At 61.3% G+C, this 24958-nt stretch carries 23 protein-coding genes and 1 tRNA gene; 15 read left to right on the plus strand and 9 right to left on the minus strand.

Features of this window, described 5'->3' with window-relative positions; genetic code table 11:
* Nucleotides 1-23: 23 nt before the first annotated feature.
* Together dxs and folE2 are read left to right on the plus strand one after the other, a co-directional pair.
* Entirely contained in the window at nt 24-1931 is a 1908-nt protein-coding gene (gene dxs, locus P0D96_RS25025; RefSeq protein ID WP_132383738.1) for a 1-deoxy-D-xylulose-5-phosphate synthase, read from the plus strand.
* A 253-nt stretch (nt 1932-2184) separates the two neighbouring features.
* A complete protein-coding gene (gene folE2, locus P0D96_RS25030) occupies nt 2185-2991 on the plus strand; it encodes a GTP cyclohydrolase FolE2 (protein ID WP_132383740.1) in 807 nt (268 codons plus the stop codon).
* 74 nt (nt 2992-3065) lie between these two features.
* On the opposite strand, the gene tsaD is transcribed toward folE2, so the two are convergent.
* Nucleotides 3066-4094, minus strand: coding sequence for a tRNA (adenosine(37)-N6)-threonylcarbamoyltransferase complex transferase subunit TsaD (gene tsaD / locus P0D96_RS25035; RefSeq protein ID WP_132383742.1), 1029 nt, complete (start codon nt 4092-4094; stop codon nt 3066-3068).
* Nucleotides 4095-4215: 121 nt separating this feature from the next.
* Between tsaD and P0D96_RS25040 the strand changes: the two genes are divergently transcribed.
* The 9 genes from P0D96_RS25040 to P0D96_RS25080 all read left to right on the plus strand — a co-directional run bounded on the left by P0D96_RS25040 (nt 4216) and on the right by P0D96_RS25080 (nt 14040).
* The gene (locus P0D96_RS25040) at nt 4216-5433 is read left to right on the plus strand and encodes a BaiN/RdsA family NAD(P)/FAD-dependent oxidoreductase (protein WP_408315962.1); all 1218 of its coding nucleotides are present in this window, start codon (nt 4216-4218) and stop codon (nt 5431-5433) included.
* Between the two features lie 68 nt (nt 5434-5501).
* The gene (rpsU, locus tag P0D96_RS25045; RefSeq protein ID WP_408178504.1) at nt 5502-5714 is read left to right on the plus strand and encodes a 30S ribosomal protein S21; all 213 of its coding nucleotides are present in this window, start codon (nt 5502-5504) and stop codon (nt 5712-5714) included.
* A gap of 235 nt (nt 5715-5949) precedes the next feature.
* Nucleotides 5950-6396, plus strand: a complete 447-nt coding sequence (locus P0D96_RS25050) for a GatB/YqeY domain-containing protein (protein WP_011490548.1) — start codon at nt 5950-5952, stop codon at nt 6394-6396.
* 79 nt (nt 6397-6475) lie between these two features.
* Nucleotides 6476-8347: a DNA primase gene (gene dnaG / locus P0D96_RS25055; protein WP_132383746.1), complete on the plus strand. Its 1872-nt coding sequence runs from the start codon at nt 6476-6478 to the stop codon at nt 8345-8347.
* Nucleotides 8348-8438: 91 nt separating this feature from the next.
* Nucleotides 8439-10841 carry an RNA polymerase sigma factor RpoD gene (rpoD, locus tag P0D96_RS25060; protein WP_408315965.1) on the plus strand — a complete coding sequence of 801 codons (2403 nt, stop codon included), beginning with the start codon at nt 8439-8441 and terminating at the stop codon, nt 10839-10841.
* A gap of 153 nt (nt 10842-10994) precedes the next feature.
* Nucleotides 10995-11082: transfer RNA gene (locus tag P0D96_RS25065), tRNA-Ile, on the plus strand.
* Nucleotides 11083-11547: 465 nt separating this feature from the next.
* A complete protein-coding gene (locus tag P0D96_RS25070; RefSeq protein WP_408178507.1) occupies nt 11548-11757 on the plus strand; it encodes a hypothetical protein in 210 nt (69 codons plus the stop codon).
* A gap of 201 nt (nt 11758-11958) precedes the next feature.
* Nucleotides 11959-12132, plus strand: coding sequence for a hypothetical protein (locus P0D96_RS25075; RefSeq protein WP_408178508.1), 174 nt, complete (start codon nt 11959-11961; stop codon nt 12130-12132).
* Nucleotides 12133-12906: 774 nt separating this feature from the next.
* Nucleotides 12907-14040 carry a porin gene (locus P0D96_RS25080; RefSeq protein WP_132383752.1) on the plus strand — a complete coding sequence of 378 codons (1134 nt, stop codon included), beginning with the start codon at nt 12907-12909 and terminating at the stop codon, nt 14038-14040.
* Nucleotides 14041-14182: 142 nt separating this feature from the next.
* Here the strand turns inward: P0D96_RS25080 and P0D96_RS25085 are convergent, their stop codons facing one another.
* Complete coding sequence (locus tag P0D96_RS25085) at nt 14183-15265, minus strand: porin (RefSeq protein WP_408178619.1); 1083 nt, start codon at nt 15263-15265, stop codon at nt 14183-14185.
* Nucleotides 15266-15597: 332 nt separating this feature from the next.
* Here P0D96_RS25085 and P0D96_RS25090 point away from each other — a divergent pair, with 332 nt between their 5' ends.
* Nucleotides 15598-15951, plus strand: coding sequence for a transposase (locus P0D96_RS25090; protein WP_408315968.1), 354 nt, complete (start codon nt 15598-15600; stop codon nt 15949-15951).
* Nucleotides 15952-16061: 110 nt separating this feature from the next.
* On the opposite strand, the gene P0D96_RS25095 is transcribed toward P0D96_RS25090, so the two are convergent.
* Together P0D96_RS25095 and P0D96_RS25100 are read right to left on the minus strand one after the other, a co-directional pair.
* Nucleotides 16062-17621 carry a methyl-accepting chemotaxis protein gene (locus P0D96_RS25095; RefSeq protein WP_408315971.1) on the minus strand — a complete coding sequence of 520 codons (1560 nt, stop codon included), beginning with the start codon at nt 17619-17621 and terminating at the stop codon, nt 16062-16064.
* A gap of 190 nt (nt 17622-17811) precedes the next feature.
* On the minus strand, nt 17812-18621 hold the full coding sequence (locus P0D96_RS25100) for a Crp/Fnr family transcriptional regulator (protein ID WP_408315973.1): 810 nt from the start codon (nt 18619-18621) through the stop codon (nt 17812-17814).
* A 92-nt stretch (nt 18622-18713) separates the two neighbouring features.
* On the opposite strand from P0D96_RS25100, the gene P0D96_RS25105 reads away from it, so the two are divergent.
* The gene (locus P0D96_RS25105) at nt 18714-20345 is read left to right on the plus strand and encodes an acyl-CoA synthetase (RefSeq protein ID WP_408315976.1); all 1632 of its coding nucleotides are present in this window, start codon (nt 18714-18716) and stop codon (nt 20343-20345) included.
* Nucleotides 20346-20455: 110 nt separating this feature from the next.
* On the opposite strand, the gene P0D96_RS25110 is transcribed toward P0D96_RS25105, so the two are convergent.
* The 3 genes from P0D96_RS25110 to P0D96_RS25120 all read right to left on the minus strand — a co-directional run bounded on the left by P0D96_RS25110 (nt 20456) and on the right by P0D96_RS25120 (nt 22105).
* Entirely contained in the window at nt 20456-20680 is a 225-nt protein-coding gene (locus P0D96_RS25110; protein WP_132383764.1) for a hypothetical protein, read from the minus strand.
* A 290-nt stretch (nt 20681-20970) separates the two neighbouring features.
* A complete protein-coding gene (locus tag P0D96_RS25115) occupies nt 20971-21174 on the minus strand; it encodes a cold-shock protein (RefSeq protein WP_012428559.1) in 204 nt (67 codons plus the stop codon).
* Between the two features lie 295 nt (nt 21175-21469).
* Nucleotides 21470-22105 carry a LysE family translocator gene (locus P0D96_RS25120; RefSeq protein WP_408178512.1) on the minus strand — a complete coding sequence of 212 codons (636 nt, stop codon included), beginning with the start codon at nt 22103-22105 and terminating at the stop codon, nt 21470-21472.
* A 466-nt stretch (nt 22106-22571) separates the two neighbouring features.
* Between P0D96_RS25120 and P0D96_RS25125 the strand changes: the two genes are divergently transcribed.
* Nucleotides 22572-22835, plus strand: coding sequence for an H-NS family nucleoid-associated regulatory protein (locus P0D96_RS25125; protein ID WP_106282679.1), 264 nt, complete (start codon nt 22572-22574; stop codon nt 22833-22835).
* On the opposite strand, the gene P0D96_RS25130 is transcribed toward P0D96_RS25125, so the two are convergent.
* Complete coding sequence (locus P0D96_RS25130; protein WP_408315979.1) at nt 22832-23017, minus strand: hypothetical protein; 186 nt, start codon at nt 23015-23017, stop codon at nt 22832-22834. The genes P0D96_RS25125 and P0D96_RS25130 overlap by 4 nt on opposite strands.
* On the opposite strand from P0D96_RS25130, the gene P0D96_RS25135 reads away from it, so the two are divergent.
* Entirely contained in the window at nt 22990-24222 is a 1233-nt protein-coding gene (locus tag P0D96_RS25135; RefSeq protein ID WP_408315982.1) for a serine hydrolase, read from the plus strand. The genes P0D96_RS25130 and P0D96_RS25135 overlap by 28 nt on opposite strands.
* A gap of 147 nt (nt 24223-24369) precedes the next feature.
* Here P0D96_RS25135 and pcaG read toward each other — a convergent pair whose 3' ends face one another.
* Nucleotides 24370-24957: a protocatechuate 3,4-dioxygenase subunit alpha gene (gene pcaG, locus P0D96_RS25140; protein ID WP_132383770.1), complete on the minus strand. Its 588-nt coding sequence runs from the start codon at nt 24955-24957 to the stop codon at nt 24370-24372.
* Nucleotide 24958 lies beyond the last annotated feature (1 nt).

The following is a 24958-nucleotide window of genomic DNA, read 5'->3' on the forward strand; positions in this document are numbered from 1 at the left end:
AGTTTTCCTACAATGGAACGACGATGTACGACTTGCTGAAAACCATTGACGACCCGGCAGCCCTGCGCCGCCTCGATCGCCGCCAATTGCAACCGCTTGCCGACGAGTTGCGTGCCTTCGTGCTCGACAGCGTATCGCAGACGGGCGGCCATCTTTCGTCCAACCTCGGCACGGTCGAGTTGACCATTGCTCTGCACTATGTGTTCGACACGCCGCACGACCGGATCGTCTGGGATGTCGGCCATCAAACCTATCCGCACAAGATCCTGACGGGCCGCCGTGACCAGATGCACACGCTGCGTCAGCTGGGCGGCATCTCGGGTTTCCCTAAACGTGACGAGTCGGAGTACGACACGTTCGGCACGGCGCACTCCAGCACGTCGATTTCCGCCGCGCTCGGCATGGCGGTCGCAAGCAAGCTGCAGGGCGACAACCGCATGGGCATCGCCGTGATCGGCGACGGCGCGATGACGGCCGGCATGGCGTTCGAGGCGATGAACAACGCCGGCGTCGAAGACGACGTGCCGCTCCTGGTCATCCTGAACGACAACGACATGTCGATTTCGCCGCCGGTCGGCGCGCTGAATCGCCATCTGGCGCGCCTGATGTCGGGCCGCTTCTACGCCGCCGCGCGTGCCGGCGTCGAACGCGTGCTGCGCGTCGCGCCGCCCATGCTCGACCTCGCGCGCAAGCTCGAAGAGCACGCCAAGGGCATGATCGTGCCGGCCACGCTGTTCGAAGAGTTCGGCTTCAACTACATCGGCCCGATCGACGGCCACGATCTCGATTCGCTGATCCCGACGCTGCAGAACATCAAGGAACTGCGCGGTCCGCAATTCCTGCACGTCGTGACGAAGAAAGGCCAGGGCTACAAGCTGGCCGAAGCCGATCCGGTGCTGTACCACGGCCCGGGCAAGTTCAATCCGGCTGAAGGCATCAAGCCGGCCAGCACGCCGTCCAAGAAGACCTACACGCAGGTATTCGGTGAATGGCTGTGCGACGCAGCTGAACTGGACGCACGTGTGGTCGGCATCACGCCGGCTATGCGCGAAGGCTCGGGCATGGTGGAGTTCGAGAAGCGCTTCCCGGACCGTTACTTCGACGTCGGCATCGCCGAGCAACATGCGGTGACGTTCGCCGGCGGTTTGGCCGCGGAAGGCATGAAGCCGGTGGTCGCGATCTACTCGACCTTCCTGCAACGTGCTTACGACCAATTGATTCACGACGTCGCGCTGCAGAACCTGCCGGTGGTGTTCGCCATCGACCGCGCGGGTCTGGTCGGCGCGGACGGCGCGACGCACGCGGGCGCTTACGACCTGGCGTTCCTGCGCTGCATCCCGAACATGACGGTGATGGCCGCGTCGGACGAAAACGAATGCCGCCAGATGCTGTACACGGCGTTGCAGCAACCGAACCCGACGGCGGTGCGCTATCCGCGTGGCGCTGGCACGGGCGTCGCCACTGTCAAGCAGATGGTGGCGCTGCCGCTCGGCAAGGGCGAGATTCGTCGTGAAACGTCGCAGCCGGCTGGCAAGCGCATTGCGATTCTGGCATTCGGCACGATGGTCGCGCCGTCGCTGGCAGCCGCCGAGCAACTGGATGCGACGGTCGCCAACATGCGCTTCGTGAAGCCGCTCGATGCCGATCTGGTCCGTCAACTGGCCGAAACGCACGACGCCATCGTCACGGTCGAAGAAGGCAGCGTAATGGGCGGCGCGGGTTCGGCCTGCGTCGAAGCCCTGCTTGAAAGTGGGGTTATGCGACCCGTACTACAATTGGGCCTTCCCGATCGGTTCATCGACCATGGGGACCCGGCCAAGCTGCTCGCCGCGTGTGGTCTCGACGCCGCGGGTATCACCAAGTCGATCCGCGAGCGCTTCCTGTCGAGCGGCGCGGTCGGCGGACAGTCGTCGGTGAAGCGCGTCGCGTAAAGCGTCGCCGCTCGCGGTGCGGCCGCCGTGCCATGGCCGCCATAAGCAATCTCCACTTTGAATCGGTGGGCCTTCGGGCCCATCATCCAACGCCGGCAGGGGCCGGCGTTCGCCATTGCGCGCCTTGATTCGCGCGGCCGCTGGGAGCCGCCGAACCTGTCGCTTTGCGGCAGCCCTCACGAGGGAATCCCGAAGGGGACTTCCTTCGGGGCGAAGACTCAGGGCGGTCCGGCGTTTCCTGAAAGGACAAGAAATGAATCAGATGAATCCCGCCTTTGTGATGCCCGACGTGCAAAGCACGCCCGACACTCGTCAGATCCCGATTCAGCGTGTCGGCGTTAAGGCCGTGCGCCATCCGCTGACGGTGCGCACCCAAGGTGGCGAGGTGCAGCCGACGGTTGGTACGTGGAACCTCGACGTACATCTGCCGGCTGAGCAGAAGGGCACGCACATGTCGCGCTTCGTCGCCTTGCTCGAAGAGAACAAGGCGCCGCTGGAGCCGGCCACGTTCCGCACCATGCTCGCCGCCATGCTCGAAAAGCTCGAAGCCGAGGCCGGCCGCATCGAGGTGTCGTTCCCGTACTTCGTGAACAAGACCGCGCCGGTGTCGGGCGTGCAGAGCCTGCTCGACTACGAAGTCACGCTGACGGGTGACACTCGCAACGGCGCGACGCGTCTGTTCCTGCAAGTGCTGGTGCCGGTGACGAGCCTGTGCCCGTGCTCGAAGAAGATCTCGCAGTACGGCGCGCATAACCAGCGCTCGCACGTCACGATCAACGCCGAACTGGCAGGCGATGTGGCCGTGGAAGAACTGATTCGTATCGCCGAAGAAGAAGCCTCGTGCGAACTGTGGGGCTTGCTCAAGCGCCCGGACGAGAAGTTCGTGACCGAGCGTGCTTATGAAAATCCGAAGTTCGTCGAAGACCTGGTGCGCGATGTCGCGCAACGTCTGAATGCGGACGAGCGGATCGTCGCCTACGTGCTGGAAGCCGAGAACTTCGAGTCGATTCACAATCACAGCGCGTACGCGGTGATCGAGCGGGATAAGCGCGTGGCTTGATACGCGCGTTTGCCGACTGCATCAAAAAAGCCGCTTCTTGAAGCGGCTTTTTTTACGGCGTAACGATGTCGAACTCAGCGTGCGAGGGACGTCAGATCCCAGCGAGGCTTCACCGTGAACGCGTAGTCCTTGCCCGATTGATCGGGCCAGCGTTGCAGTCGCAAGGCACCGGCCAGTGCGATCATCGCGCCGTTGTCCGTACACAGCGACAGGTCCGGATAGTGCACGTAGAAATTGCGCTTCTTCGCGGCAGCGGAAAGCGCCTCGCGCAATTGCCGGTTCGCGCCGACCCCGCCCGCGACGACCAGCCGGTTGAGCTTCGTCTTCTTGAGCGCGGCCAGCGACTTCGCCGCCAGAACCTCGACAGCCGCGTCGACGAAACCGCGCGCCAGATCGGCTTTCGCCTGCTCGCAGATATTCGAGCCGCCGAGCTTCTTGGCGTGCGTGAGGACAGCGGTCTTCAAGCCGCTGAAGCTGAAATCCAGGTCGCCGGAATGCAGCATGGGACGCGGCAGGACCACGGCGCCCGGCGTGCCGAATTCGGCCATGCGCGAGACTTCCGGGCCGCCCGGGTAACCGAGGCCGAGCAGCTTGGCGGTTTTGTCGAAGGCTTCTCCGGCTGCGTCGTCCAGCGTTTCGCCGAGCGTCTCGTAGACGCCGACGTCAGTCACGCGCATCAGTTGCGTGTGACCGCCTGACACCAGCAGCGCGACGAACGGGAACGGCGGCGGCTCATCCACCAGCAGCGGCGAGAGCAAATGCCCTTCGAGGTGGTGAATGCCGATAGTCGGCTTGTCCCACGCCATGGCCAGCGAATTGGCGACGCTCGCGCCGACCAGCAGCGCGCCCGCGAGACCCGGGCCTTGCGTATAGGCGATCGCGTCGATGTCGCCGCGGGCCGCGCCGGCGCGTTCCATCACCTCTTCGAGCAGCGGCAGCGCACGCCGGATGTGATCGCGCGACGCCAGTTCCGGCACCACGCCGCCGTACTCCCGATGCATCGCAATTTGCGAATGCAGCGCGTGCGCAAGCAGGCCGCGCTCCGTGTCGTAGAGCGCGAGACCGGTTTCGTCGCAAGAGCTTTCGATGCCGAGAACGAGCATGATGGGTCGCTTGAGCGGACGCTGGCGTAACAAAACCCAGGCGCCCGACAGTGAGAAGGCAAGCCTGAAAGTATAGCAGTGCGGGCAAGGCGCCGCCGACGCGCGGGTACAATGCGGCCCCATGGAATCCTTCGATATCGCAGTGATCGGCGCAGGCGCGGCCGGCATGATGTGCGCGGCCGTGGCCGGGCAACTCGGCCGTCGCGTGGTGCTGATCGACCACTCGCAGCGTCTCGCGGAGAAGATCCGCATCTCCGGCGGCGGCCGTTGCAACTTCACGAATCTGTATGCCGGCCCGGCCAATTACCTGTCGGCCAACCCGCATTTTTGCCGCTCTGCGCTCGCGCGCTACACGCCGCGCGACTTCATGGCGCTGCTCAAGCGCCATCACGTGACGTGGCACGAGAAGCATAAAGGCCAGCTCTTCTGCGACCAGTCGAGCGACGCAGTCATCGATGTGTTGAAGCACGAGTGCGACGCGGGCCGCGTGGCATGGCGGACGCCGCTGTCGGTCGAGCAGGTGCGGCAGGATCCGGAAGGGCGCTTCACGCTGGATACGCAGTCGGGGCCAATCATGGCGCGCGCGCTCGTGGTCGCAACGGGCGGACTGTCGATTCCCAAGATCGGCGCCACCGATTTCGCCTACCGTCTTGCCAAGCAGTTCGGTCACAAGCTGATCGACACGCGCCCCGCGCTAGTCCCGCTGACCTTTGCTGCAGCCGACTGGGAGCCGTTCGCGGCGCTGTCCGGTGTCTCGCTGGAAGTGCAACTGGCGACCGGCAACAAGAAGACCGGCGCCGAGTTCAACGAAGACCTGCTGCTCACCCACCGCGGCCTTTCCGGCCCGGGCGTACTGCAGATTTCGAGCTATTGGCAGCCCGGCGAGCCGATTCACATCAACCTCTTGCCGGCCCAGGACGCCACGGCGGCCTTGCTCGAGGCGAAAACCGGCACCAAGCGTCAGATCGCCAATCTGTTGTCGGAATGGGTGCCGCAGCGGCTCGCCCATGTCTGGCTCGAAACCCATCAGATTTCCGCCGAAGCCCGCGTGGCCGATTTGCCGGACAAAACCCTGCGCCGCGTCGGCGAAGCCCTGTCGCGCTGGACGCTCACCCCCAACGGCACGGAAGGCTATCGCAAAGCCGAAGTGACGCGCGGCGGCATCGACACGCGCGACCTGTCGTCATCGACGATGATGAGCGCGCGCGCGCCGGGCTTGTACTTCATCGGCGAAGCTGTCGACGTAACCGGTTGGCTGGGTGGCTACAACTTTCAATGGGCGTGGGCATCGGGTGTGGCGGCCGGCCAGGCGGCCGCGGAGTATGCCAGAGGGGCTTGACGGCGCTCTGGCTTTGTGAGAAAGCTCTGCTATACTCCTGAACCTTTACAAAGTTCCGTTATTGAAAAATGACGACCATCCGCGTAAAAGACAACGAGCCGTTCGAAGTCGCCATGCGCCGGTTCAAGCGCACCATGGAGAAAAACGGCTTGCTGACGGAACTTCGCGCTCGCGAGTTTTACGAAAAGCCTACGGCTGAGCGCAAGCGTAAGAAGGCGGCTGCGGTGAAGCGTCATTTCAAGCGTCTGCGTGGCCAGACGCTGCCAAAGAAGTTCTACTGATTCTGGCGTTGCCGCGGTTCCCGTTGAACGGAGCGGCGACATTCAACCGGTGAGGGCACGACAGGTGCCATCACGGAAAACACGGCCCTTCGGGCCAGCCGGCAGGGTCGCAACCATAACGCACAGTGTGCCAACCCGCTTGAGGAAGCAGTCCCAAGCGGGTATTCGTGTTGATGCGCGTGTTGATGCAATTAGCCTGGCCGGTTTTTCAAATTCCAACGCATTCAGGTGAGTGATGAGTCTCAAGGACCGGATCAACGACGATATGAAGGCCGCCATGCGGGCACGTGAGACCGAGCGCCTCGGCACGGTCCGTCTGCTGCTCGCCGCGATCAAGCAGCGCGAAGTCGACGAGCGCATCACGCTCGACGACACCGCGATCACCGCGGTCATCGACAAGATGATCAAGCAGCGCAAAGACTCGATCAGCCAGTTCGAAGCCGCTGGCCGCACCGATCTGGCCGACAAGGAAAAGGCCGAGCTGGCGATCTTGTCTGCTTATATGCCGGAACAGATGTCCGAGGCGGAGATCGTTGCCGAAGTGCAGGCCGCGGTAGCGCAAACCGGCGCAGCCGGCCCGCAGGACATGGGCAAGGTGATGGGCGTGCTCAAGCCGAAGCTGGCCGGCCGTGCCGACATGACCGCTGTCTCGGCACAAGTCAAAGCCGCGCTCGCGAAGTAAATTCCCGTATTTCCGCGCTGTGCATGCCGTTATTTCGACGGCGCGCGCGGCGCTGAGTTTTTAGGCAGCGTCATTTACTGTGATTCCTCCGTCATTCCTGCAGGACCTGCTCAACCGCGTCGATATCGTCGACGTGGTCGGCCGGTATGTGCAGTTGAAAAAGGGCGGCGCGAACTTCATGGGGCTGTGCCCGTTCCACAACGAGAAAAGCCCTTCGTTTACGGTTAGTCCGACTAAGCAGTTCTATCACTGCTTCGGCTGCGGCGCGCATGGTACGGCCATCGGGTTCCTGATGGAACACGTCGGTTCATCGTTTCCCGAGGCAGTCAATGAGTTGGCGCAGTCGGTCGGCTTGACGGTGCCGAATGAGCCATCGCCCGGCTATGGCGGCGGCGGTTCCGGCGGCGGCTATGCGCCGGCGGCGTCCAAAGCGGTTACCACCGCGCTATCCGATGTCATGCAGACCGCCTGCGACTTCTACCGCAAACAACTGCGCAGTGCGCCGGTCGCGATCCAGTACCTGAAGAAACGCGGCTTGACTGGCGAGATCGCGGCTCGTTTCGGGCTCGGCTATGCCCCGGACGGCTGGCAGAACCTCGAAGCGGCCTTTCCGAACTACCGCGACGATTCGCTGGTCGAATCGGGTCTGGTGATCGTCAGCGAAAAGTCCGACGCTCAGGGCCAGAACCGCCGGTACGACCGCTTTCGCGAGCGGGTCATGTTCCCGATACGCAATGTGAAAGGGCAGGTGATCGGCTTCGGCGGCCGCGTGCTGGACGGCGGCGAGCCCAAATATTTGAATTCGCCCGAAACGCCTTTATTTAACAAGGGCAGCGAGTTGTATGGGCTGTTCGAGGCGCGTCTGGCAATTCGCGAGCAGCACTACGTGCTGGTCGTGGAAGGCTATATGGACGTGGTCGCGCTGGCCCAATTGGGGTTCCAGAACGCGGTCGCCACGCTCGGCACGGCTTGCACGCCGATTCATGTGCAGAAACTGATGCGCCAGACCGACACGGTCATCTTCAGTTTCGACGGCGATTCGGCCGGCCGGCGCGCCGCCCGGCGTGCGCTGGACGCCTGTTTGCCACATGCGGCGGACAACCGGACCATCCGGTTCCTGTTTTTGCCGTCCGAGCACGATCCGGACAGCTATGTGCGTGAATTCGGCACCGAGGGTTTCGCCGAGCAGGTCGAGCGGGCCATGCCGCTGTCGCAGTTCATGCTGAACGAGGTGCTGACCGGCAAGGAGCTGGATCAGCCGGAAGGCAGGGCCCGCGCGCTGTTCGACGCCAAGCCGCTGCTGCAGGCGCTGCCGGCCAACGCGCTGCGCGCCCAGATCATGCATATGTTCGCCGACCGGCTCGACGTGCCGTTCGACGAGGTCGCCGCGCTATGCGAGGTCGATTCGCGCATCGCGGCGGCGGCCCGCGCGGCGCCGGCCCGCAAAGACCGGCGCAGTGTGACCGGGATCGAGGAAAAAACGCTGCGCAATCTGGTGATGTATCCGCGCACGGTGTCCGTGCTGGACGAAGAGGCCGAACAGGCTCTTCTCACGGTCACGCGGCACGGCGAGTTGTTCGAGGAAGTGACGACCCACGCGCGTGCGCTGGGCGATTCGGCGGAGTTTCAGTTGTTGTCCGACCTATTGCGAAACGGCGCGAACGCCCCAACTTTCGAGGAAATCTTTCGCAAAATTCTAGACTATGATGAAAACGTCCGGGATTTACTGCTGAAGGACCCGGAAGATGCGACCGTCATCGAGGAACGGCGCGAGCAGGAACGGATTGTCGGCGAGGAACTGAAGGCGGCGATCCTGAAGATGCGGTACGACGCTTACTGCGATCGTCTCGAGCAGCTTTCGCGGCAATCCCGGCACACGCCGGAGGAGTTTGCGGAGCTGTCGGAGCTTAATCGGAAGCGGGCTGACATGAAGCGCCAGCTCGGGCTGTAGGCGGAGCGCAGGAAGCCTGGGTGGTATAATAAAAGGTTTCCAGCGGTTTGTTTTTCAAGGGTTTTCCTAGCAAAGGCGAAAAGGCGATGCGATGGCAAAGACTACGGGCGGAACTACGGGCGGAAAGAAAACAACAGGCACAAGCTCCACGGAGCGGACCAGAAAGGTCACCGAGGCCAGGTTAGTTTCTTCCACCAGAAAAACGTCTGCGGTTAGCGTTGCACCGGTTGCCGGGAAGAAGTCCTCGACCACGTCGGCTGCGCGAGCGGAGCCGGACAGGGCGGCGAAAGTTGTAGCAGTACCGGCCACGAAGGGGTCGGGTGTCAGAAGCGCAAGGGAAGCGGCTGCCGCGCAGGACGATGCGGTAGTGCGCGAGGTTCCAGTATCCACGGTTCAAACGGCTGTTGTCCACCAGCCGCGAGTCGAGACTACAGCCGGTACGGCGAACTCCATGACGAAAAAGCTGAACGAAGTACCCGTCGATGACGACGCAACCCAAAGCGAAGAAAGCCCCGCGGCTGTTCCAGCCAAGGTGGAAAAGGCCAAGGCTCGCGATCGTCGTGCAAAGGAAAAAGCGCTGCTGAAAGACGCTTTCGCGTCGTCACAGCCGGGCACGGTCGAGGAACTCGAGGAACGCCGCTCCAAACTGCGCGCGCTGATCAAGCTCGGCAAGGAGCGCGGCTTCCTGACGTACGCTGAAATCAACGACCACCTGCCGGACAACTTCACCGAGACCGAGGCGATCGAAGGCATTATCAGCACGTTCAACGACATGGGCGTGGCGGTGTACGAGCAGGCCCCGGACGCTGAAACGCTGCTGCTGAACGACAACGCGCCGGCGGCTTCGTCGGACGACGAAGTGGAAGAGGAAGCGGAAGTTGCGCTGTCCACCGTCGACTCGGAATTCGGCCGCACCACCGACCCGGTCCGCATGTACATGCGCGAAATGGGCACGGTGGAGCTGCTCACGCGCGAAGGCGAAATCGAAATCGCCAAGCGGATCGAAGACGGCCTGAAGCACATGGTGATGGCCATCTCCGCGTGCCCGACCACGATCGCCGACATCCTGGCGATGGCGGAGCGCGTCGCGAACGAGGAAATTCGCATCGACGAACTGGTCGACGGCCTGATCGACGCCAACGCGGAAGACGCGGACGGCTTCTCCGCGCAGGAAGCGGAAGCGATTGAGAGCGAAGACGAGGAAGTCGAAGAGGACGCGGAAGAGGACGAGGAAGAAGACGACGGCACGGCGCAAGCTACGGCCAACGCAGCGCAGATGGAAGCGCTCAAGCGTGCGTCGCTCGAAAAATTCGCGATGATCAGCGAATGGTTCGACAAGATGCGTCGCGCGTTCGAGAAGGAAGGCTACAAGTCCAAGTCGTATCTGAAGGCACAGGAAACGATCCAGAACGAGCTGATGACGATCCGCTTTACCGCGCGCACCGTCGAGCGTCTGTGCGACACGCTGCGTGCGCAAGTGGACGAAGTGCGTCAGGTCGAGCGTCAGATCCTGCATACGGTGGTCGACAAGTGCGGCATGCCGCGTGCGGAATTCATCGCGCGTTTCCCGGGCAGCGAAACGGATCTCGAATGGGCCGACAAGATCGTCGGTGAAGGTCACGCGTATAGCGCGATCCTCACGCGGAACATCCCGGCCATTCGCGAACAGCAGCAGCGTCTGCTGGATCTGCAAGCGCGTGTCGTGCTGCCGCTGAAGGACCTGAAGGAAACCAACCGTCAGATGGCGGCGGGTGAACTGAAGGCGCGTCAGGCGAAGCGCGAAATGACCGAGGCGAACTTGCGTCTCGTGATCTCGATCGCGAAGAAGTACACGAACCGTGGTCTGCAGTTCCTCGACCTGATTCAGGAAGGCAACATCGGCCTGATGAAGGCGGTGGACAAGTTCGAATATCGTCGTGGCTACAAGTTCTCCACGTATGCAACGTGGTGGATCCGTCAGGCCATTACGCGTTCGATCGCGGACCAGGCGCGCACGATCCGGATTCCGGTTCACATGATCGAAACGATCAACAAGATGAACCGCATCTCGCGTCAGATTCTGCAGGAAACCGGTCTCGAGCCGGATCCGGCAACGCTGGCCGAGAAGATGGAAATGCCGGAAGACAAGATCCGCAAGATCATGAAGATCGCGAAGGAGCCGATCTCGATGGAAACGCCGATCGGTGACGACGACGATTCGCATCTGGGCGACTTCATCGAAGACAACAACACGGTTGCGCCGGCCGACGCCGCTTTGCATGCCAGCATGCGCGATGTCGTGAAGGACGTGCTCGACTCGCTGACGCCGCGTGAAGCGAAGGTGCTGCGCATGCGTTTCGGTATCGAGATGAGCACCGATCACACGCTCGAAGAAGTCGGCAAGCAATTCGACGTGACGCGTGAACGGATCCGTCAGATCGAGGCGAAGGCGCTGCGCAAGCTGCGTCACCCGAGCCGTTCGGACAAGCTGAAGTCGTTCCTCGAAGGGAATTGATCGAAGCTGGCGTTGGTTGCAAATGATGTAGCGGTTTGAAGGGGCCTCGCGGTTGTTTCGCCGTAGCGAAGCGGTTGCGAAGGCCCCTTTTTCGTGTAGTATGTCGGCCAATCAACGAATAGGCCCGGCCTTCACGACCGGGTCTTTTTTCTTGGGCCGGACGCCGTGCTGGTTGCAGGCAGCGGACTCATAATCCGCCTCCGAAAGGACACCGTCGGTTCGAATCCGACCCGGCCCACCATCGATCCTAAGAAAGGGTTCCGATAATGTCGGAACCCTTTTTGTTTTTATGGCGTGAAGCGGTATCGGGCGCGGCAATATGTCACTTTCGCTGCGCTATTAATCTACGCATGGTGGATTTCTATCCGGTTGGGTGAAAGATGTTCGTCACAGCATTGGCGGGATTTTCAAAGCGCTTCAGATCGGATGTTGTGAGTTAAGCGAGCGTGTTAAGCGGCGCATTTCACGTCGCGGCAATATCGTCATTCCTTCTGCCGTTGCTGGCGCAAACTCTGTTCGATTTAATCCCTCATTTGCAGGATTCGCCTCGTCATTTCCATGGCTTGCGTTTCGCGCTCCGGCGCACAGACGCCATCGCGATAGCGGCGCTAATCTGAGTAGCAGTCGGCCCGAGGTCCGGTCAGTGAGAGTGGCACGTCGTTTGCATAAGCTCGGCGTCCAAACCATATCAATAACGAGAACGATCATGCGACCTGACCACACCGCCACTGAGTTTGTGCAGACTCGACCCTTGCTGGCCACTCCGCTGGAAGGCGCCGGTGAGAGTGCGCCGCAACGACAGCAGGTCAGTGCATTGGCGCGCGCCACCTTCTGCTTTGCCTGGCTGTTCGGGCTGGAGCCGTTCCTGACCGGTTCGGGCGACGAGATGCCGCGCTCGCGGCCGGATCGCCATTAGTCTCGTGAAAGGGCGCGGCGTATTCAGTCGCGCGATTGGGCGTTGAAAGTTTCGGCGTACACGGGGCAATTTCTACAGCCGGACATCAACGGATCGAGACGGCCGCGCGAAGGCCGAGCGATTGACCGTGGCGCCGGAACCTCGGGAATAGCCGTTGCGCGCATAGTGTTGGGAGATATTCCCATCCTCAGGACGCTCATCATGCAAACCGATCCGACTATCGACCCCGTTGCCGACCCCGCCAACCAGCCGCTCGATGAACCCGACGAGCAGCCGCGTCCGTTGCCAGGCGTGCCGCCCGAAACCGATCCGCTTGCGCCGGGCGCTTCTCCCGAGGATGAGGACGCGCTCCGGCGATCGCACGACAAGCCATAAGGCCGTGCTTGCCGGGAACTAGGGAAACTCCGTGTAAAAAATCGCACGTTCGTGCCGTTTAATGGAGGCGGAAGGCTGTTCGATGTGTGCCATCCGCTTTCAGCACGGGTTTTTGTCACGCGGCGGTCGGCGCCGCATCTCACCTCCGGGCAACGCCCGTGCTGAAGGCTTTCCCCTTCGACGCGCGGTCTTGCGAAGCGCGCGGAATCGCCGCCGCAACTTCCATTAAGTTCATTCCATTCCGCAAAGACATTAATGGCCAGTTCAATGACACTGGTTAATCCGGTTTGAATCAGACGACGCCACTCATTCAATTAAGTTCCCGGTTTTCTAAAATAAATTTACATTGAACTGAATGCGTGCGGCCTAATTGCCTCATTTTCGGGCAGTCAGAAGTTTCTGATTTTTTAATCGTTCCGACCCGATTACGACGGGAATATGAAAACCCTGTTGCATACACACAACTGACAATATTGAGAAGTTGCAAATTACTTATGTTCAGAGCAGGTGCGACACTTGCCTAATTTTGCAATTAATGCCGGAAAAACAAAGACTTAATGCCTGCGGCAATTAGATTATTGCTGATTCTGAAAAATCCTGTTGCGTGAATTGCCGGCCTCGCTACCAGGGTGTCCCCCTACACTCACGCTTCGTTTCAAGGGTGCCCGGCTGATCCGAAACGGGTCGGCGAACAGGGCGGCAGTGGGTGCGATGCATGCGCTGCCGAGGCAGGTCCCGCTCCCCGCGTAAATTTATCGAACAGGAGTCCCACGCATGAAAAAGAGTCTCATCGTCGTTGCGGTTGCCGCATCGTTCGCTTCCGTCGCTCACGCACAAAGCAGCGTGACCCTGTATGGTCTGCTGGACGCGGGCCTGACGTACACGAGCAACGTCAACCACAATTCGAAGTGGGCAGCTGGTAGCGGCGGCATCAACCAAAGCATGTTCGGTCTGCGCGGTTCGGAAGACCTGGGCGGCGGTCTGAAGGCAATCTTCACGTTGGAAAGCGGCTTCAACATCAACAACGGCAAGTTCGCTAACAACAACGGCATGTTCAACCGTCAAGCGTTCGTCGGTCTGTCGAGCGCGCAATTCGGTACGGTCACGCTGGGCCGTCAATATGACGCAGCTCAAGACTACCTGGCACCGCTGACCGCAACGGGCAGCTGGGGCGGTACGTACTTCGCACACCCGTTCAACAACGACAACCTGAACACGAACGGCGGCTACGCAGTCAACAACTCGATCAAGTACTCGAGCGCTAACTACGCTGGCTTCACGTTCGGCGGCACGTACGGCTTCTCGAACCAGGCTGGCGCATTCGCAAACAACCGCGAATACAGCGTTGGTGCTGCATACCAGTGGCAAGGTCTGCACCTGGGTGCTGCTTACGCACAGCAAAACAACCCGGGCGCAGGCAACACCGGTGCTTCGGACGGTTCGTACGTCAACGCACTGGCAGGCAACGTCGGCAACTTCCGTCAACGTGAATTCGGCGTTGCTGGTTCGTACGCTTTCGGCCCGGCTACCGTCGGTCTGGCATGGACGCAATCGCGTTCGGACAACTTCACGGCTGGCCAGCAATCGCTGCGCGCTAACAACTACGAAGTCAACGGCAAGTACAACGTGACCCCGGCTCTGGGCCTGGGCGTCGCTTACACGTTCACGGACGGCAAGGGCTACGGCGTTGGTGCGAACGGTGGTTCGGAGTCGGTGCGCTACCACCAGATCGGCCTGCAGGCTGACTACTCGCTGTCGCGTCGTACGGACGTCTACGCTCAAGCCGTGTACCAGCACGCAATGGGTGACGGCGGTGTCGCTTCGATCTACAGCGGCGACAACACGCAACTGCCGTCGTCGTCGAAGAACCAGACGGCTGCTACGGTCGGTCTGCGTCACCGCTTCTAAGCTTCAGCAGAAGCTGGTTGTTGTACGAAAAGGTGCCGTTCGCGGCACCTTTTTTTATGCGCGCACGTTTTCGCCGGTCGGCGCCCGGCGTGAATATGCCGGATGCCGCGCGCCTTGCTGGGCTCGAGCGGCCCTGCGTGCCTTAGAAAATCGTACGCAGACCGAGCGCAACGCCGGTCTGATTGCTCTTGCCCGGTAATTCGACCGACGCAGCGCCCGATACCTTGTCGAAATCGACCGTGCCGTACACCTCGGTGCGCTTGGACAATGCGTACTCAGCCAGCGCCACCAACGTATAGCGATTGCCGCTGCCCAGTTGTCCGTTGCCGATCGCCGCATTGGACATGTGGTCGTAGTACGCTGCGCCCGTCAGCGTGAGTGCGGGTGTTGCCTGCCACGTCACGCCGGCGAACGGACCGTTGTCGACGCGGCCCGAGCCCTTCAGGATATCCACGCCGGGCACGAGCGTCTGCTGCGCCAGCGCGCTATCGACGAAACCGGTGTCGTCTTTCGAATGCAGATAGCCGACGTACACCTTCGCCGTGCTAAACGCATACACGGCGTTCGCGTTGAAGATGGTCTGCTTGTGATTGCTGTTGTCGCTGTTCTGCTGCACGCCGCCTGCAACGCTCAACGGGCCGGCCACATACGACAACGTGAAGCCGTACATCGAGCCCGCGCCGAGATGGCCCGGCACCTGGCCGGAGAAACCGCCCGCGCCGGTCGATTCCGAGTTGGTGCCGAACGAGTACATCGCGGCCATGGTCAGGCCTTTGTACGTGCCGGTGTATTTGATGGCGTTGTCCGCATAGAGTCCTGCGCCGAGCGCGCCCGGCAGCCATGAGTTCTCGAAGTAGTTGCCGACCGTGAGCGGGTCGTAGGTGTCGCCGAGCAGGTCGAACAACGGTGTCTTCTGACGGCCCAGCGTGAGCGTGCCGTATTGGCTGCTCAGGCCCACATACGCATTGCGGTTGAAGAGCCGCTGGCTGTCCGAGGCTGAACCGTCCTGCAGATTGATGCCGCTTTCCAGATCGAAGATCGCCTTCAGCCCGCCGCCCAGATCCTCCGAACCGCGCAGACCCCAGCGGCTATTGGTGATCGCGCCGTTCGTCATGAACAGGCGGCCATCGTTTTTGGCGTTGGAGTTCGTCAGATAGCGAACGCTCACGTCAGCGACGCCGTACAGCGTGATCGAGCTCTGTGCCGAGGCTTGCTCGGAGGTCATCGCGAGGGCGGCGCCACCCACGATGGCGGCGGTCTTGAGGAGTCTTATTTGTCTCACTGGCATTCCTGCTTATGTGGTTATGGATTTTTCATTCAAGTCCGGCACGCGCAAGCTGACCATGCGCCGGCGCGCCGATGATAGACCAGCACCCTCGTCGCGCCAAAAGTCCTTTAGCGCAATAACTTATTGCAGTTTCTGACAATTATCCGGGTCCGTCTGACAAGAGTTAACCTTCGCGGAAGCGTGCTTCGGTTAGTCTGAAATCCATTGATTGATAGACGCTATTTCGCGGCGACGCCAGCCTGTACGCGGCGGCCGCGCGCTTTTACCGCATGGATAATTCCGCCAGAAAGACGCAACCTCATTTGCCGACCAATCACGATCTTACTGACGAGCAATGGCATCGCATCGTGCCGCTGCTGCCTGAAATGAAGTCCCTTGGACCTCGGCGTGGGCGTCCCAGCATCGATATCCGCTGGGTGGTGAATAGCGTGATGTGGGTGCTGCGCGCACGCGCGCCCTGGAGCGCGATGCCGGAGCGCTACGCGCCGTATCAGACGGCGCATCGCTACTATCTGCGCTGGAAGAAGTCGGGCGTGCTAGCCGACATCGTGTTCACGCTGTTCGAGACCGACGCGATTCTGGAGCGGCCTGTTACGCGAAAGAGCGGTGTGAGTGTCGCGTAGATTGCGGCTTCGCAACGGCAAATAAAAAGGCTGTCGCCGGGTTCCCGGCGACAGCCTTTCTTTTATCGGTCAGCAGGCCTGCGGATCTGGAAAGACCGGCTGTCACTCAATCACGTAGTTTGCTCGACCTTGAACACGGCGACGGCATGGCGCAGTTGTTCGGTCTGCTCATCGAGCGAACCGGCCGCGGCGGCGGCCTGCTCGACGAGTGCGGCATTGCGTTGCGTCACATCGTCCATCTGACGGATCGCGAGATTGACTTCCCCGATACCTGAACTCTGTTCCTTCGAAGCCGCCGAAATCTCGTTCATGATGGCCGTCACGCGGCGCACCGCGTCGACCACCTCGCCGATCGTGCTACCCGCTTTGCCCGCGAGCGTCGAGCCTTCGCCGACTTGCGCGACCGACTGATCGATCAGCACTTTGATCTCCTTGGCCGCTGTCGCGCTGCGTTGCGCGAGATTGCGCACCTCGCCCGCGACCACCGCGAAGCCGCGGCCTTCTTCGCCGGCGCGCGCGGCTTCCACCGCGGCGTTCAGCGCCAGAATGTTGGTCTGGAACGCGATCCCCTCGATCACGCTGATGATCTCGCCGATCTTGCGCGAACTATCGGTGATGCCCGCCATTTTCTCGACGACGTCGTTGACCACCTGGCCACCGCGCGCGGCGATGGCCGACGCGTCGCCGGCCAGTTCGGACGCGGTCGCCGCGTTGTCGGCGTTCTGCGTGACGGTCTTGGTGAGTTCGTCCATGCTCGCGGCAGTCTGCTGCAACGACGCGGCCTGTTCCTCGGTGCGGCTCGACAGATCCAGATTGCCGGCGGCGATTTCTTTCGAAGCGACGGTGATCGTCTCCGCCGACGTCTTGATCCGCGCGACGGTGGCCGCGAGTTGATCGCGCATCTCACGCAACGAGAACAGCAGGCTCGACTTGTCGTCGCGGCGCAGGTCGATGCGCGTGGCCAGATCGCCGCGCGCGATCTGCATCGCAATCGAAGCCGCCGCGGAAGGCTCGCCGCCGATCGAGCGCGACACGCTGCGCACCACGCGGGACGCCACGAACGACACCATCACGCCCAACACCACCAGCATGCCGGCCGAGCGCGCGAGTGTCGTGTAGAACTGCGCCTGGATGTCGTCCATGTAAGCGCCGGCGATGAAGTCCCAGCCCCACGGGGCGAAGCGCTTCACATAACCGATCTTCTCGCTAGGCGTCGTCTCGCCGGGTTTCGGCCACCAGTAGCGCAGGTAGCCGGCGCCGGTCGCCGAGCCGCCGGCCTGGGCGATGTCGTGATACAGCGCGTTGCCTTTGGCGTCGCGAAAACCGCTCATGTCCTTGCCGTTGAGCTTCGGGCTCATCGGATGATCGATCATGACCGAATCGCTGCGCACGATCGTCACGTAGCCGGATGCACCGTAGCGTTGGGCATTGACGCGGGCAATGGCTTGTTGCTTCGCCTCGTCGGCGGAGAGCTTGCCGGCGTCGGCCTGCTTCACATAGTCCGCGACGATCGATGCAGCCATGTCCGTGACGTCGGCCAGATCCGCGCGCCGTGCGTCCATTTGACCGTTACGTGCTTCGTACGCGTTCACAACGGTCACGATCAGGAGCGCAGCCCAGCACAGCAGCAATGGCACCCACAATTTCTGTTTCAGTGTCAGACGGTTCATTATCGGATTCGACAATACGTTGAGCTCGGAATAGGGAGAGGCTGCAATCTGTGCTGCATAGCTCGCATAACGGCGCGTGCGGCGCTTTCTTTATCCGGCTGCTCGAAAAACAGGCTGACGGGCGACGGCCGCGCGCAGGCGACCGCCGAAACATGCGGGGCAAAAAACGGGGCTGGCAGGGCGTTGGGCGCTAGATCTGTTCCCGGCCGAACGCGCCAAGGCGTTCGAGGTCGAGCACGTCGATCTGGTTATACGAGAGGTGCAAAATTTGCAGCCGTTCGAGGTTTTGCAGCGCCTGATTGATCCGCTGACGCGACACGCCCGCCAACAGGCCGACTTCTTCCTGCGAAATGGCCAGCGTGCGGCCGGTGTCGGGATAGAGGTCCGGGTTGAACAATTGCGCGAGCGACTGTGCGACGCGCGCATCGACATCGAGCAACCGGCTATTCTGGATCGACGCGATGAATTCGCCCATGCGGTTGTTCAGTTGCCGGATCACGAAGCCGGTGAACGGCAGGCTCGACTCCAGCAGCGTGTGGAACGTCTCCGACGGCACGAACATGACCAGCGAGGGCTGAATCGCCGCCACGTCGTATTTGCGCAGTTCGCGCTTGATTACGCTGCCTTCGCCGAACCAGCCGCCGCGCGGCACGCCGGACAGCGTGCAACTGCGTCCCGAAGGGCTATAGATGGCAAGTTTGATGAGACCGGAATGCACGCCGATCCAGTAGTCCGACGGCTCCTGGCGGCGCGCGATCCATGCGCCGCCTTCCAGATGCTCCGCGTGCGCGCTGGCGAGCACCAAGGCCTGATGCTCGGCGGCGAGCGCCCGGAACCACGCGCACGTGGCGAACAGGCCCGGCAGATCCGCGCGCGCGACCCGTTCCGGCTTGCGCGGGCGGGCGTCGGCGGGGGCGGTGAGCGGAGCGTCGTTCATGGCAGCTTGCGGGTTTTCGGGCGAATGTGGATGTGGCAGCGCCAGGGCGCGCCACTCTGTCATTTGAATGACAGACAGTTCACCATGGCAATTGTTAGCCTAGTTCATCAGTCAGAATAATCGACGGCGCGACCAGCGCCTCTGGAGACGATCCGATGAAGCACATGTTCGAAGCAGGCCTCGAGCGCCGTGAGGCCAACTATGTCCCACTAACGCCGATCGATTTCATCGTGCGCGCAGCGGAAGTCTACGGTGAGCGGCCTGCGGTCGTCCATGGGGAGATTCGCCGGAACTGGCGAGAGACCTACGAGCGCGCCCGGCGTCTGGCCAGCGCGCTGCAGCGAGTCGGCATTCAGCGTGGCGACACGGTCGCGGCCTTGCTGCCCAACATTCCTCCGATGATAGAAGCGCACTTCGGCGTGCCCATGGCCGGCGCCGTGCTCAATACGCTGAACACGCGGCTCGACGTGTCGTCGCTGCTGTTCATGCTGCGCCACGGCGAGGCGAAGGCGCTGATCGTCGATACCGAGTACGGCGAGTTCGCGCATCGTGCCGCGCTGGAATTTCCGGACCTGCGCGTGATCAGCGTGGCGGACGCGATGCCCGCCGATCCGGCTCAATTCATCCGTGCGACAGACTACGAAGCGTTCCTGCAATCCGGCGACCCCGAATTCGCGTGGACCCTGCCGGCCGACGAATGGGATGCCATTGCGCTGAACTACACCTCCGGCACGACCGGCGATCCGAAGGGCGTGGTCTACCACCATCGCGGCGCGTATCTGAACGCGCTCAGCAATATCCTCGAATGGGATATGCCCAAGCACGCGGTCTACCTGTGGACTTTGCCGCTATTCCACTGCAACGGCTGGTGTTTCCCGTGGACGGTAGCCGCGCGTGCCGGCGTCAACGTCTGTTTGCGCAAATTCGATGCGAAGACGGTGTTCGATCTGATTCGCCGCGAAGGCATCACGCACTATAGCGGCGCGCCGATCGTTCAGAGCGCGCTCGCGAACGCGCCGGCCGAATGGCGCGAGGGCATCGAGCATCGCGTGTCGACGATGGTGGCGGGCGCGGCGCCCGCGCCGGCGGTGATCGCGAAGATGAAGGAGATCGGCTTCGATCTCACGCACGTGTACGGACTCACCGAAACCTATGGGCCGGCCGCGGTCTGCGCAAAACAGGAAGAGTGGGAGTCGCTCGACGACAGCGCGCGCGCCGAACTGAACGCGCGGCAGGGCGTGCGCTATCACCTGCAAGCGGCGGTGACCGTGCTCGACCCGGACACGCTCGCGCCCGTGCCCGCCGATGGCGAGACCATCGGTGAGATCATGTTCCGCGGCAACATCTGCATGAAGGGCTATCTGAAGAACGAGCGTGCGACGGACGCCACCTTCCAGGGCGGCTGGTTCCATACCGGCGATCTTGGCGTGCGGATGCCCGATGGCTATATCCGCATTCGCGATCGCAGCAAGGACATCATCATTTCCGGCGGCGAGAACATCTCGAGCATCGAGGTCGAAGACACGCTGTACCGTCACCCTGCGGTGTCCGTAGCTGCCGTGGTGGCGATGGCGGACGCGAAGTGGGGCGAGGTACCGTGCGCCTTCGTCGAGCTCAAGGAGGGCGCTCAGGTGAGCGCGGAAGAGATCATTGCGCACTGCCGGCTCTTTCTTGCGGGATACAAGTTGCCGAAAGCGGTGCGCTTCGGCGAATTGCCGAAGACATCGACGGGAAAAATTCAGAAGTTCGAACTGCGCGCGCGCATCAAGGCCGAAGAAAAGCCATGATGCGGTTGCGCGTATGAGTATGGCGTGCCGAATGGTACGCCTGTGCCGGTACTGCGCGCTGTGTGGATCACGTGCGCGCCATCGAATAGGATTGCGCGCCGGTCGCGCGCTTAGCCGCGCGTGTCGACCCAATGACGTGCCCAGCGTGCCGAGTGCTGCAAAGCCTGTTCTTCGTTCGTGAAGTAATCGAGCGAATAGAACTGGTAGCGCCCTTCGGTGCGCGCGCTGTCGGCGCGTTCGAGCAGCAGATTGGATGAAAAAGTGCCATCGGGCAAACGATGCGCCGAGGGTTTGACGGCATAGCCGTTGTAGTGATGAATATGTTTGTTTTGCATTTTATATTTTAATGATGTTCGAGTGCGCGCCTGCCTTGCGGACCCTTGTACGAGTCGCGCGGACGAGCTGATTCAAGCCATTGCGAGCCGAATCCTGACGCAGTCGGAAAAGCGAAAAATGGGCGTTGAAGCCGGAGGGGAGAATGAGGTGCAACGAGGCGTTTGGCGCTCAGGCAAGCTGCTTGAATGGCATGCAGCTCAAAGCGATACGCGCAAACTGTGGGAGATAAAGCTCCGCGAGGATGTCGCTGCAGCCCGATGTCCGTTGCCGGACACCGAGCCCTTCAAACTTACAGCGGCTTGATGTTGGCCGCTTGCAGACCCTTCGGGCCTTGCTTCGTTTCGAAGCTCACTTTCTGATTCTCAGCCAGCGTCTTGAAGCCGTCGCCGCTGATTTCGGAGAAGTGTGCGAACAGGTCGTCGCCGCCCTTGTCCGGGGTGATGAAGCCAAAGCCTTTGCTGTCGTTGAACCACTTAACGGTACCGGTATCCATGAAGAATCCTTGAGGTAAAAATAGAAAGATGTGCTCTGTGAAAGAGCGCGTGAAGCGTCAAGGAGGGAGAGGACAACGAATACCGCTGAGGGAGCGAGACATTGATGAACAGCAATCGAACTTCTTGAACTTCGGATGCCACAGTAACCGCCGGGGTGTATCAACGTCAACACTTATCTTGTAACTGTTTTGCCGGGTGCCGCGAACGGCTTGCGCTGCGCGCTTGCCGATAGAACCCTGGTTCCCGGCTTGCCGTGCGACGCGGCACGGCAAGCCGTTCGAGCGGCAACGCGTTTCAGATACCCACTTTGTGTGCCGTCAGGATGAGGCGCAATCCCAGCGCGGCGACGGCGCTTGCGGCGACGCGATCGACCCAGGCTTTCCATTGCAGGTAAATTTCGCGCGGCCGCTTGCTCGAAAAACACAGCGCGACAACGGTGTACCAGCCGGCTTCGATAGCGAAGATCGCAGGCGGCAATGCGAAGTAGCACCACAGCGGCGGATGTTGCGGCAGCAGGGCCGCGAAGATACTGCCGTAATAAACGGCTGTCTTCGGATTACTGAGTTGTGTGCTCAAGCCGATCCAGAAAGATTTACGGGCATTGGCCTGGACCGCTTGCGTGGCATCGAAGGCGAGCGGTTTGGCGGCGCCACGCCAGATTTTCGACGCCAGATAGATCAGATAGAGGCCGCCTGCCACTTTCAGGCCGACATAGAGCCATTCGACGCTCGCCAGCAAGGTATAGAGACCGAGCAACGCGATGCCGCTAAAGAACACACCGCCGACGCCCATGCCAATGGCGGTGGCGAGACCATCGCCGCGCGACAAGCCGATCGCATTACGGGCGACGATGACGAAACTCGGTCCCGGACTCATGGCGCCTAACAGGAGTGCGACGAGGATGGTGATGATGGCGGTTGAAGCGGTCATGGTCGAGTGTCTCCTGTGCGCTAGCGTGCTATCAGTGAAACATAACATGAGAGTGCGAGGCTTTGCTTTTGTCCCTTTGCTTCGCGCTCATTTCTTGTCGATGAGTATTGCCGCTTCTGCTAACAGTCTGGATAACCCAATGGGAATTGAAAAGCCCTGCAACGCGGACTAACAATTCATTGCTGCAAGCAAAAGAAATTGGATGCTAGAATCGCTTTCCATACGCTGAAGCAGCTCCGAACCACGGGGCGAGACACGAGCGCAATTCGATCCGGTTGCCGACGAATTCCCCATAATCCAAGATTTAATGGGCATGATTTCCAGGTGCGAGTTCTCCCGCATCGGGAGAGGCATCGCGAGTTCGATTCGCACTCGAGCCATCTGAATCACGCATAGGCTTCGCGTTGTTTAGCGAAGCCTTTTGTTTTTCTAACGCGAGCATTATTAGCCGCGACACCGGTACGTTATGAAAGAGCTTGGAGAACAACGGCAGCTCGACTTCGACGGGAATGCGCGTGAGCGCCTGGTCGCATGGATCCGCCGACGCATGGACGAATACGGCATTACGATAGAAGCGCTCGCCGAAGCGATCGAAACCGATGCGGCTGCGACCCGGGCCGTGATGTATCGCGACGCCTACGGCAATACGTGGGACGGTCACGGTGATAAACCGGACTGGCTCGCGCGCGCGATTTACGCTGGACAGAACATCGATCATTTCCGTTGCTAGCGGCGGCGTTTGCCGCTCGCGTAGGGTTGTCGCATAGCCTGGCGGCGTGTTCCTTTGCCGTTGATCGCATGCACGATCTGCCTTAAGATCGGCGCGTCGTTGCCGATTCCGTGCCCTTTCTTACGGGCGCATGCGGCACAGAACTGGAAGCTGCATGCCGTACGGTCGTCGAATTCCTTCATCTGAATTTCCTGCTTTTCGTTTCCCTGCGTGGCTCCGCTGTCTCGCGGTATTCGGCCTGTTGTGGCTGAATATCGGCGGGTCGTTTGGTGCGGCCCACCAGCCTGCACGTCAGCCGTCCGTGCGCGTGAGCCAGCACGTCGAAACGTCCATGAGGCACACGTCCAAAGCGAAAGCCAAACGCTCGAGCAAAGCGAAGAAGCCCACTCCCGGCAAGGCTCGGGGTCGTGTGGCGCGCAGGCGCAAGCACGTGACGGGCACCGAGCGGACGATGCATGCCAACAAGGTCACGCCCAAACATCGCCGGCAAGCTGTGCGCAATGCGCGGGATGCGCGCGGCGCGAGGCGGCCCGCAGAGTTGGCGGCAAAGCGCGATACGCAACATGCGTCAGCGTCGCGCGCGTCGATGCCGCATAAAGGGCTTCGCCTGCTGGCGCGGTGCGGCTATACGCCGAAATCGCGCGCGTTGCTGCGCGCCAGATCCGTCTACGTCGTCGACGAACGAACGCAAACCGTACTCACTGAAAAGCAAGCTGACCGAGTCATGCCAATCGCTTCGGTATCCAAACTGATGACAGCCGTCGTGTCGCTCGATACGAGGCATGCATTGTATGCGCCGCTTAACGTTACGGTTCAGGACCAGGATTTCGACAAGTTCACCGGTTCACGTTTGAGTGTCGGTTCGACGCTGTCGCGCCATGACATGTTGCATATTGCGCTGATGTCGTCGGAGAACCGCGCTGCGGCCGCGCTCAGTCGCGATTATTCGGGCGGCCGTCCGGGCTTCGTCGCCGCGATGAATGCGAAGGCGCGCGCGCTCGGTATGCGGCATACGTCGTTTGTGAACGGCACGGGCTTGTCGCCGCAAAACGTTTCGACAGCGCGGGATTTGTCGTTGCTGGTCGCCGCGGCCAGCCGTTATCCGTTGATTCGCGCTTATTCCACCGATCGCGCGCAAGTGGTTTTACCCGGCGGCGGGCGAGCTAGCCTGAGTTATCAGAACTCGAATGCGCTGGTGCGAGGCGGCGACCGCTCGATCGTTCTGCAGAAAACCGGCTTCATCAACGAGGCCGGACACTGTGTTGTCGTGCGAATGAGGGTGCACGGCAGGCCGGTCGACATCGTGGTGTTGGGTGCGCCAGGCGCGCACGATCACATTGCCGACGTGACGAGAATCAGCCGCTGGCTGCGCTGTTCGTTGCGCTAAGCGCTATTCATCAGACAAGAAGGCCGAAAAAGACCCAAAAAAAGCCCGCGCAAGGCGGGCTCAACTACTCGGAGTTTCGCGATCCAGTCGCTAGAAGGATCATGCTCAGTGTATGTGAAAGCTATATGAAAGTGTAGAAAAACCGCGTCAAAGATCGAAAAATACGGTTTCCTTATCGCCTTGCATGTAGATATCGAAGCGGTAGACGTTAGCCACATGCGGCTCGCGGCGCGCGATCAGCGTGGCGCGCCGGTCCGCTGGAACCGTTGCCAGTACGGGGTCTTTCTCATTCGCCGCGGCTTCGTCCTCGAAATAGACGCGCGTGAAAGTGTGCAGCAGCATGCCGCGCATGGTCAGGATCACATTCAGATGCGGCGCTTCATCTGGGCTGACGCGGCCCGGTTTCACCGTTTCCACGACGAAGCGTTTGTGCGGATCCGTGCCGGTGCCGACACGCGCGAAACCGCGAAAGCCGGTCTTCAGGATTTCGTCGCGCGACTCCGGGAAGTGCCCATTCGCGTCCACCTGCGACACTTCGAGCATGGCGTCGCCGATCACCTTGCCGTCGCCGTCGAACACCTGGCCGACGATCGTGATGTGCTCGCCGGCCGCTTCGCGGTCAGCCAGAACGGGCGTAAACAGGCTCTTGAAGTCGAAATCGTACTGCTGCGGGCACAGACCGTACGCGAAGTAAGGTCCGACCGTTTGCGAAGGCGTTTGCTTGAGGGTCGTCATG

Origin of the sequence: Paraburkholderia sp. RL17-347-BIC-D, from assembly GCF_046027915.1 — a bacterium.
GTDB lineage: Bacteria > Pseudomonadota > Gammaproteobacteria > Burkholderiales > Burkholderiaceae > Paraburkholderia.